The sequence below is a fragment of the Vibrio sp. OPT20 genome, assembly GCF_963889365.1.
Taxonomy (GTDB): Bacteria; Pseudomonadota; Gammaproteobacteria; order Enterobacterales; family Vibrionaceae; genus Vibrio; species Vibrio splendidus.
In genome coordinates, this window is sequence record NZ_CAWPOA010000101.1 from 176,416 (window position 1) to 185,614 (window position 9,199).

Annotated in this window: 7 protein-coding genes; 5 read left to right on the top strand and 2 right to left on the bottom strand. The window is 44.3% G+C overall.

The window, feature by feature from the left end; translation table 11 throughout:
• Positions 1-91: 91 nt before the first annotated feature.
• Entirely contained in the window at positions 92-820 is a 729-nt protein-coding gene (gene artP, locus AACR09_RS20845; RefSeq protein ID WP_099426150.1) for an arginine ABC transporter ATP-binding protein ArtP, read from the bottom strand.
• A gap of 569 nt (positions 821-1,389) precedes the next feature.
• Between artP and AACR09_RS20850 the strand changes: the two genes are divergently transcribed.
• Positions 1,390-3,225 (top strand): ABC transporter ATP-binding protein/permease, encoded by a 1,836-nt coding sequence (locus tag AACR09_RS20850; protein WP_193835622.1) that lies wholly within the window; start codon positions 1,390-1,392, stop codon positions 3,223-3,225.
• Between the two features lie 242 nt (positions 3,226-3,467).
• The gene (locus AACR09_RS20855) at positions 3,468-3,932 is read left to right on the top strand and encodes an acyl-CoA thioesterase (protein WP_193835623.1); all 465 of its coding nucleotides are present in this window, start codon (positions 3,468-3,470) and stop codon (positions 3,930-3,932) included.
• 160 nt (positions 3,933-4,092) lie between these two features.
• On the opposite strand, the gene AACR09_RS20860 is transcribed toward AACR09_RS20855, so the two are convergent.
• Positions 4,093-6,348: a peptidase U32 family protein gene (locus AACR09_RS20860; RefSeq protein WP_193835624.1), complete on the bottom strand. Its 2,256-nt coding sequence runs from the start codon at positions 6,346-6,348 to the stop codon at positions 4,093-4,095.
• 173 nt (positions 6,349-6,521) lie between these two features.
• On the opposite strand from AACR09_RS20860, the gene AACR09_RS20865 reads away from it, so the two are divergent.
• From AACR09_RS20865 to AACR09_RS20875, 3 genes are all read left to right on the top strand, one after another.
• Positions 6,522-7,112, top strand: a complete 591-nt coding sequence (locus AACR09_RS20865) for a glutathione S-transferase (protein WP_065205248.1) — start codon at positions 6,522-6,524, stop codon at positions 7,110-7,112.
• A 195-nt stretch (positions 7,113-7,307) separates the two neighbouring features.
• Entirely contained in the window at positions 7,308-8,681 is a 1,374-nt protein-coding gene (locus tag AACR09_RS20870) for a patatin-like phospholipase family protein (RefSeq protein WP_193835625.1), read from the top strand.
• Between the two features lie 77 nt (positions 8,682-8,758).
• Positions 8,759-9,199: sodium/glutamate symporter (locus tag AACR09_RS20875; RefSeq protein ID WP_228010797.1), on the top strand; the 441-nt coding region annotated here is incomplete at its 3' end.

The following is a 9,199-nucleotide window of genomic DNA, read 5'->3' on the forward strand; positions in this document are numbered from 1 at the left end:
CTGTGGCCATTCTTATAATTTGATTGTTTTGATCGATGTTGTGTTTAGCTAAATCTAGTGAGTTACGTGAATCTTATGCGTTAACTCAGATTTAATGAGTCAAATACTCGGCAAACTCAGATGTCTGCGGATTAACGAATGAATCGCTGGTGCCGTGTTCAACGATGTACCCTTTCTCTAGGTACAGAACGTGGCTAGCAATCTTCTTCGCGAAGTCGACTTCGTGCGTCACGACCACTTGGGTAATGCCCGTTCCGCTCAATTCTTTAATAATGCTTACGACTTGGTTGGTGATCTCAGGATCAAGCGCCGCTGTTGGCTCATCAAACAACAACACATCCGGTTTCATCATCAGCGCACGTGCAATCGCAACACGCTGTTGTTGACCGCCAGACAGTTGAAGTGGCCAAGCGTCGGCTTTGTCTGCAAGTTGAAGTGTCTTTAATACTTCTTGAGCTTGCTTGATCGCCTCTTGCTTATCCAAACCCGCAACTTTCGTTGGTGCTTCAATCAAGTTTTCCATCACCGTCATGTGTGGCCATAAGTTGTATTGCTGGAACACCATGCCGACTTTACGACGAAGTTTAAGCCCTTGCTTCTCTTGGATCTGACCAGCAAAGTCGAATTGCTCGTTAGCAATGTCTAATTCGCCGTTATCCGCGATTTCTAGCAGGTTCAAAACACGCAGTAGTGAACTTTTGCCAGCGCCGCTTGGGCCAAGCAATACCAAGGTTTCGCCACTCTCACAGTCGAAACTGATGTCGTGAAGAACTTGGGTATCACCGTATGATTTGTTGATGCTCTTTACTTGAATACTCATGCCACAATACTGCATTAATTGTCATTTGTTGGTTATTCTATTCAATCCGAGGTTTTATGCAAGAAAAATGTATAAAAAACTACTTTGTTGAATTTTTGTAACAAATATTGCGCAAAAAACAGTCGCTATAACTGGTCTTACAACTAAAATCTGCAAGCTATTGATAAGGTTAGTATCGAGATAAAAAGCAAACGTTTTACTGTCAATTTATAAATCATCATTCGATTGCTAACTTATGAGCGCACTCTCCTATTAGCGCTAGTTTACTTGCATAAAAATCAGGGTTAAACCCCCTACTTTCCTATCGAACTGACTAGATCAGAATGCTTAGTTTTCCTTTAAGGTCGTTTCGAACTATGCACTTGGTTATGATGAAATATTGGAAATTGAGTTTCCTAGGAAGCGTCACAGCGCAATAAATGCTTTAATGGGTTCTATTCTCAACAACAATGACTTCCCAGCGAAAAACGCGCAGTACAGGCAATAAGTCATAAACCATAAGCAATTAGTCATAAGCAACAAGCAACAAGCCATCTATTTTTAAAGCGACAACACATTAAGGCAGTCATATGCAAAACGATGTCTCTTCTACGCTCGACTCAAACCAGCGACAGACTCAGCGCTCTACTCAAAAAGCGCCAGACCCCAAACCTGAGAAGAAAAGCCTCAGTATTTTGTTTGAGCTAAGCAAATTCATTCAGCCTTATAAAGGTCGTGTTATTGCCGCGTTGATCGCGTTGATCTTCACGGCGAGCTTAACCCTTTCAGTCGGTCATGGTATTCGCCTTCTCATCGACCAAGGTTTTAGCCAACAATCACTCTCAGATTTAGGCAGCGCGATTCAATTCATCATGGTCGTGGTCGTATTGATCTCGATTGGTACTTTCTTCCGCTTCTATTTGGTTTCTTCTGTTGGGGAGCGCGTGAGTGCGGATATTCGTTTGTCGGTTTTCAATCATGTCGTGACGCTGCATCCGAGTTACTTCGAGACCAATGGCAGTGGCGACATCATGTCGCGCATTACAACGGATACCACTCTGCTTCAAAGCATCATAGGTTCGTCGTTCTCCATGGCGATGCGCAGCGCGTTGATGTGTATTGGTGCAATCATCATGCTGTTTGCGACCAATATTAAGCTGACGTTGATTGTATTGGCCTCGGTGCCATTTATCTTGATTCCAATCCTTGTCTACGGGCGTCGTGTCAGAGCCCTATCTCGTCAAAGCCAAGATTCGATGTCTGATGTCGGGTCTTATGCCGGTGAGGCGATTGAGCATATTAAAACGGTTCAAAGCTACAGCCGAGAAGCGCAAGAGAAAGCGTCATTCGCGGTAGAAGTGGAAAAGGCTTATGAGATTGGTCGCCAGCGTGTAAAACAGCGCGCGATACTTATCTCTGGTGTGATTGTTATCGTGTTCAGCGCAATATCAGGCATGCTGTGGGTTGGTGGTAGTGATGTCATCAACGGCACGATGTCAGCGGGTGACTTAGCGGCATTTGTCTTCTATGCCATTATGGTCGCTTCGTCATTAGGTACCATTTCTGAAGTGATGGGTGAACTGCAACGCGCGGCAGGTGCGACCGAGCGATTAATCGAAATCCTACAAGTTGAAAGCCATATTGTTGCGCCAGTAGCGAACCCAACATCACTAGATAACGTGACACCAGAAGTCGCTTTTGATGGTGTGACCTTCTGTTACCCATCAAGACCCGACCAGCCCGCAACAAGTAACCTCACACTGACTGCCCATGAAGGCAAAGTGTTGGCATTGGTTGGCCCATCTGGTGCAGGTAAAACTACCCTGTTTGAACTGTTGCAACGTTTCTACGACCCGCAAGTGGGTAAAGTCACCTTAGGCGGTGTTGAACTGAATCAGTTTGATCCTAACGAGCTAAGAAAGCAGATGGCATTGGTACCGCAGCAACCTGCTCTGTTCAGTAACGATGTGTTCCACAACATTCGCTACGGAAACCCGAAAGCAACGGACGAACAAGTTATCGAGGCCGCTAAAAAAGCACACGCACATGAGTTCATCCAAAACCTACCTGAAGGCTATCACAGCTTTCTTGGTGAACGCGGTGTTAGGCTTTCTGGCGGGCAAAGACAACGCATTGCCATCGCACGTGCCATCTTAAAAGATCCAAACATTCTATTGTTGGATGAAGCAACCAGTGCGCTAGACAGCGAAAGTGAGCATCACGTACAACAAGCGTTAGAAGAGTTGATGCGTGGCAGAACGACGATCATTATCGCCCATCGTTTATCAACAATTAAACACGCCGACCAGATTGCGGTGCTCGATAAAGGACAGCTAGTAGACATCGGCGACCACCAGTCTCTCATCAATAGCTGCGAATTGTATCAACGCTTAGTTGAACTTCAATTCAAACACCTTAGTGCGTAATCATTGAGTGGATGTGCGTAAGTCGTTTGTTTAGTGAGACACTAATCGATAAGTAACGGAAAGTTAAGTCTCTGACATTGTGTGGTTTCAAGCTTCAAAAACTTAAATCACACGTGTTGCAGTTTTGTTAATTTAGCGGTAGGGTTTTTATTCCAATAACAACTTATCCCGATGAAGGATAAGCTGATAACATTAATTACCCAGATAACATTAACTACACAGATAACAATAAGAGAGTTCGCATGGAAGCACTATTATCTGACTACCCGGTAGTAACAGAAATCCCTGTCGCTTGGGGAGAAATGGACGCACTCAATCACGTTAACAACGCCGTATATTTTCGCTATTTTGAAACCGCTCGCTTAGAATTTTTCAAGCACGTTGAGCTGATGGAAGAGATGGCGATTACCAAAGTTGGCCCTGTTCTTGGTGACACTTACTGTAAATATTTCCGCCCAGTCACGTATCCAGATACCTTGATGATTGGCTCTCGTGTCACCGATATTCAAGATGACCGATTCACCATGGAATACGCGATTGTCAGTAAGACTCAGCAAAAACTGACGACCATTGGCACCGCGACTATCGTGATGTTTGATTTTGCTTCAAACCAAAAAGCTCTGCTCTCGCTGCGCTTAACCAACGAAATTGAAAAGATGAACACGTTGAAAAGCCCATGCTTCAAACAAGAAGCCGTGACGGAATAACGTATTCGCTGATTCAAATGCTCAGATACAAAAAGGCCACTCGATTGAGTGGCCTTTTGTTTATTGGTTCAGAGTACTTATAAGCGGTTATAAACGGTTATAAACGGTTATAAACGGTTATAAACGGTTATAAACGGTTAAGACTTATAGACCTTGCACCTTATAAACCTTGAACGTACTGAGCATTAGTTCGAACTTCAACCATCTGCTCTAGGTTCTGTTGTGAACCGTCAACACCGTTAATCAAACCTTGGAAATGTTTAGTCAGCTCTACTTTGTCTTGTACTTCTTTCGAACCCGCGCCGATGTTGGTCAGGTCAATGAAGAACTCGTCGAACAGACCTGAGAAATCCGTTACAGCGTCATGGTTTAAGAACTGCTCGTGGTTGTAAATGCTTGGGTAGCCACCCTTCTGTTTATCAACCGCGAAAGAGATGCCTTTCACGTTGGTAATCGTGGTCGCTTTCTCACACTTCAACATACAACCCGCTTCGATGCTTGGCTTGTTACAACCCACGGTTCTTTGGAAGAAACACTGGCGGCTGGTCATCATCAAGATTGGGTGGTAGATGCTGTAGAACAGTTTGAAGTTCTCTGGGCGGCGAATATGACGAATCTGACCTTTGTTGATCTCATTCGAAATGAAAGCACCAGCACAGTTCAGCTCTTCTTTCAGCGTAACCAGTGCGTGAGAGTTTGTGGTGTTCATGAATGGGCCAGCAACCCACTCAATTCCCATCTCGTAAGCTTTGTAAGCAATACCCGTGTTGTTGGTTACGATGCGAGCTGGCTTGATCTCTTCAAGAATACGAACCGCTTCGTCGTAATCTTTACCGATCAATACTGCAGGGAACCAAGGAATCAAACGTGGGTTTGCTGCCAAGATGTCGATGTACTTATTACAACGCTTCTTGAAGCTTTCAGGCAGTTTGAAGTAAACATCCGCGTCAGTTACGTCACACAGGTGCAAGTCTTCCACATCAGCGATAAGCATCGACATGGTTGGCTTCTCGTTAACCTTTGGTTGCTGAGGCAGTGCTGGCACTTCAACGTGCTTAATCACTTTGACAGAACCGTTTAAGATGAAATCGATTTCGTCTTTTAAGACCGACACTTCTTTCAAAGGAAGAATCAGACCTTCATCTAAGTTGTCGTAGTTACAGTTTTCAAGCGTATGAACAGCACTCTTCACTGATTTGAAACGCTTCTCAAGTAACGCCTGAGTAATCGCAGTCTCTTTAGCTGTTGCCAATAATGATTGAGATTGAACCGTAAAGTTTTCTTTTGGTGTGTTCACTGTCACCGTAAATGGTTGACCCACCTTAGCGCTAAACGACAATGACACGGGGGTTTTACGAATATCAAGGAACTCGATCTTGTCGCGCATTTCGCTGCCTAGGGCATTTTTCGCTTCATAAAGATCGCTGGTCACTTCTTGAATTTGTACCACTGAGATTTCATTGTTCTCTTTCGTCGCTTTATCAACGGCGTAGTTCATGCTGTTGTCACGAGGATTATCAATGAACATGTCTTTCGTTAGGTTGCCCTTAAGGAAAGAGTTAGTGAAATCACGGTTGAATACTTTGTGCAGGTTTGAATCGTCTTCGATCAACAAACCACTTTCTACAAAGCTATCAATTTGTTTGCGCCACGTATCAACCACTGTGTATACGTAGTGTGCGCCTTTGATACGGCCTTCAACTTTCAATGAGTCGACTTTCGCGTCAACCAATTCAGGTAGGTCGTAGTACGCTGAATTATCTTTCAGGTTCAGTGGAAACTTGTTTCCTGCATCAGTGATTTCGTATTCATCACGACATGCTTGGCTACAACGGCCACGGTTACCTGAGTTACCCACACTTACTGAGCTTGAGTAACATTGGCCAGAGAATGCGATACACAAAGCGCCATGTACAAACACTTCGGTTAGAACATCGTGATCGTGTGCCACTTCCGTCAGCATTTTGATTTCTGGCAGGTTCAATTCACGAGACAAGTTAACGCGTGTTGCGCCAATTTTAGACAAGAACTTAATCTGGCCTTCGTTGTGTGTCGTTAACTGAGTCGATGCGTGAACATCTAACGATGGGAAATGCTTTTTCACCAAATCGAACAAACCAAGATCTTGAACGATGATGCCATCAAGTTTAGTGTTCACAAGCTGGTTCAACAGTTTAGTGATGCTCTTAATTTCATGCTCCAGCAGCACAACGTTAAGAGTCAGAAACACTTCACAACCGTATTCATGAGCAAGGCGAATCACACCATTCAACTCATCTAACGATAGGTTAGAGGCTCTGTTACGAGCGTTGAAGGTGTCTAAACCGCAATAAACCGCATTAGCACCCGCTACGATAGCTGCTTTAATCGCCTCTACATCGCCACCTGGGGCTAATAACTCAATCTTTCTGCTCATTTTTGAAGTCGCTCACTTACTTATAATTTTTAAGCCGCGTATTCTACCTACATCACGATCTCTTTACCACCTAACAACACTTTTCAAACTAAATGACCTCAATAATGCCAAACGAATCCGATTTACCTATCCTTTATTCTTTACGTCGCTGCCCTTACGCCATGCGCGGACGAATGGGCATCGCACTATCACAGCAAAAAGTGTTACTTCGAGAAATCGTTACCAAAGACAAGCCTAGTGAACTATTGGCCAGTTCGCCAAAAGGGACCGTTCCGGTATTGGTGTTGCCAGATGGACAAATCATTGAGCAGAGCTTGGATGTTATGAACTGGGCACTTCAGCAAAACGATCCTCAAGATCTTCTTCGTTCAAGTAATCCAACACTGAGCCAACAAGTCCACCAGCTCATCAAAACCAACGATGAAGATTTTATTGGCCACTTAGAAAAGTACAGAGCGTCTGTTCGTTACCGAAACATCGATGTTGAACAACGCCGACAAGCCTGCGAAGCGTTCATTAGTCAGTTAGAAGCGCTACTCACCGATCAACCCTACTTTTTCGGAGAAACTCCAAGCTTGGCTGACTTTGCGGTGATGCCTTTTGTCAGCCAGTTTGTGCGGGTCGAAAAGAAGTGGTTTGTGCAATCTGAATACCAAAACGTAGGACGTTGGTTAAGAGCGCACTTGGAAAGTAAGCTCTACACCCAAGTCATGAAGCAATACCCTTTGTGGAATGAAACCAAGCAAGATTGTGTTTTTGGGTAGCATTAAGTCGCTATGAATTGCTGAAGATAACTCTAGATTACTGAAGATGACTGTAAACAGTTCTAAATAAGCTTGAATACCTCTAGATTGTTATGAAAATCGTGACACTGAATTACAGGTGACGCCATTGATGGCATATTAGATATCAACGAAAATAGCCTTTCACTCAACCTCAACGTTAGTTTGAAATGCGCTATGCCAAAAAACAAAGTGAACACGCTCAACACACCTAGTCCCGATTTTAAGGGGTTCGCGAAAATTTCACTGTTAGTGGCCTTCTCGCTTGCCCTTTCAGGCTGTAGCGCGAAGAACAAAGCAACCAACACAGGCCAATCTGCCGCGCAGCAGAATCAAGCCTACACGGCGAAGAGCTTCAATAAACCCAATAGCAAAGTCACGTTGATCCTCTCTTTCTCTGGTGGCGGCACACGTGCGGCAGCGCTTTCATATGGCGTGTTGCAAGCATTGCGCGACACCAACATCGAAATCGATGGTGAAACGGTCAATCTGTTAGATGAAGTCGATATGATCAGCTCGGTATCCGGTGGCAGCTTTACCGCCGCCTATTATGGTATCTATGGCGACCAGATATTCGAAGATTACGAAGAAACGTTCCTTTATCACGAAGTCTCGAAAGATCTGTTTTCCATCCTTTTATCTCCTACTTATTGGTTCTCGTACGCCACCAGAACAGACAAAGCCACCGACTATTACAAAGCCAACATCTTCGGTGAAAGCACGTTTGCCGACATGCACCGAGAAAATGCGCCCTACATTGTGATTAACGCAACCGACATTTCAACGGGTTCGCGCTTTTCATTCACACAAGAGTACTTTGACCTGATTTGTTCAGACTTAAACAGCTATTCCGTGTCTAGCTCGGTGGCCGCCTCTTCTGCTGTCCCTTTTGTATTTACTCCTGTTGTGCTTGAAAACAAAAACGACTGCGACAAAACAGAACACATACAACCCTCATTCGACGCCACCAGTTACCGCAACCGAAATCTGATCAAGTCGTTAGAGTCATATAGCAATAAGGATGATGTGAGTTATCTCCACCTTGTGGATGGCGGGATTACTGACAACCTCGGTTTGCTGTCGGTGTATGAGATGTCTGAATACTTGCGTTACAACGACAACGAAGAACTGAAAAACTTGTACGACTACCAGCACGCGCGTCCTATTGTCATCATTTCGGTTGATGCATCGACGAACCCAGAATCTGGTATTGGAGAGTCAATTGAAGCGCCTTCCATGAAACAAACGGTGGACGTCATCACCGATATCCAGCTGCATCGCTATAACGACACAACAAAAGATTTGATCGTCGACGAGTTGCAGTCTTGGTCGGAGCTGGCCTCTCATCAAGGTCGTAAGGTTTCTCCCCACTTCATTGAGATCAGCTTGAATAAATCAGACAACAGTGCCAAGCGATACTTACTCAATCAAATTCCGACGGACTTTATGATCGACAAAGAAAACGTCGACCTATTGATTGAAGAAGGTAATAAACAACTTATTGCCGATCCGGAATTTCAAAACTTCTTATCATTTGAATATAATAAATAATGCTAATCCAGTTGCTTATTAAAGCGCAATCTGGCAATCAAAAATCACGTCATAATTTCACCTTTACAAGGATCACTATGGAATTTGAAAACAACAGCTTACATCTCGGGTCATTCTTTGCAGTGACCATGGGGATCGTGGTTCTATTTATCGGTCGGAGGCTCAATCAGGTCATCGGTTTTTTGAAAGAGTTCAGTATTCCAGAACCTGTCTCTGGCGGGATTTTGGCATCGCTCCTGTTCGCGGCTCTTTACGCGACGACCTCAATTGAAGTGCAGTTTGATCTGTTTGCTCGCGATGTATTATTGGTCTACTTCTTTACCACGATTGGTATTAACTCAAGTTTGAAAGACCTGTTCAAAGGCGGAAAGCCCTTGGTCATTTTGCTAGCAATCACTATCTTCTTCATGATCATGCAGAACATCGTCGGTATTTCTGTCGCATCAATGTTTGGCCTAGAGCCTGTCTTTGGTCTGCTCAGCGGAAGTATTTCACTGATTGGCGGACATGGCACCGCG

Bases quoted from the DNA above. Each gene is read 5' to 3' on its own strand.
- AACR09_RS20855 (WP_193835623.1), top strand. From the start codon at position 3,468: ATGGAAGCACTATTATCTGACTACCCGGTAGTAACAGAAATCCCTGTC.
- AACR09_RS20860 (WP_193835624.1), bottom strand. From the start codon at position 6,348: ATGAGCAGAAAGATTGAGTTATTAGCCCCAGGTGGCGATGTAGAGGCG.
- AACR09_RS20865 (WP_065205248.1), top strand. From the start codon at position 6,522: ATGGGCATCGCACTATCACAGCAAAAAGTGTTACTTCGAGAAATCGTT.
- AACR09_RS20870 (WP_193835625.1), top strand. From the start codon at position 7,308: ATGCCAAAAAACAAAGTGAACACGCTCAACACACCTAGTCCCGATTTT.
- AACR09_RS20850 (WP_193835622.1), top strand. From the start codon at position 1,390: ATGCAAAACGATGTCTCTTCTACGCTCGACTCAAACCAGCGACAGACT.
- artP (WP_099426150.1), bottom strand. From the start codon at position 820: ATGAGTATTCAAGTAAAGAGCATCAACAAATCATACGGTGATACCCAA.